We start from the raw sequence: 630 nt of genomic DNA, 5'->3' as shown, positions 1-630 counted from the left end.
GCGTGCGCGGCTGAACCTGCGCCACCCACTCGCGACCCTGCGCGTACATCGCCTGCGCAATCCGCGTGTTCGTCTGAAAGAAACTCTGCGGTCGCAGGTGCAGGCTCATGCCGTTCACGCGCATCGGCAGGGTTTGCCGCTCGGTCAGAATAATCTCTTCATCGCCTTCAATCAGCGCCACATGCTCGCGCAGCAGGTTCACCGACAGCACCGCCAACTTCGGCAGACGCTCCTGCAGCCACCCCAGCTGGCGGCGAATAGGCACCAGCAGCTTCTTCGAGCGGAGCACGAACCGCACCATCAGCTCGCCCGTCTCGGATGCGGTCACCAGAATATTCTTGAGCTCACCGCGCCGGGCCGGAATGTCATACGGGGTCAAATTGGCACGCTGAATGAGCTCGTGCAGCACCGGAATGGCGCGCTCAATCGGCTCAATATAGAGCGGGCATTCGCTTAAATCGGTGGCGCGCCCCGAACGATAGTCCACGATACCCAGGGACGGGTTCTGCGCCGAACCGCCCACCACCAGCTTCGCCTTATTCCGAAAATGCGCCTCGTCGCTGGCGACAGGTTCCAGCCAGGTCAGGTGAGGGTACGCCGCAAGAAGCCTGCGCGCATCGGCCTGTTTTG

1 pseudogene is annotated in these 630 nt (G+C 62.4%); it reads right to left on the bottom strand.

Annotated features, from left to right (window positions below):
• Window positions 1-630 (bottom strand): annotated as a pseudogene (locus HMPREF2554_RS04525) (methyltransferase domain-containing protein); the annotation flags it as partial.

It is taken from the genome of Rothia sp. HMSC071F11 (assembly GCF_001809115.1).
In the GTDB taxonomy this organism is placed as follows: Bacteria; Actinomycetota; Actinomycetes; order Actinomycetales; family Micrococcaceae; genus Rothia; species Rothia dentocariosa.
The sequence above is the reverse complement of the archived record's forward strand: the minus strand, read 5'-3'. Positions and strand labels throughout refer to the sequence as shown.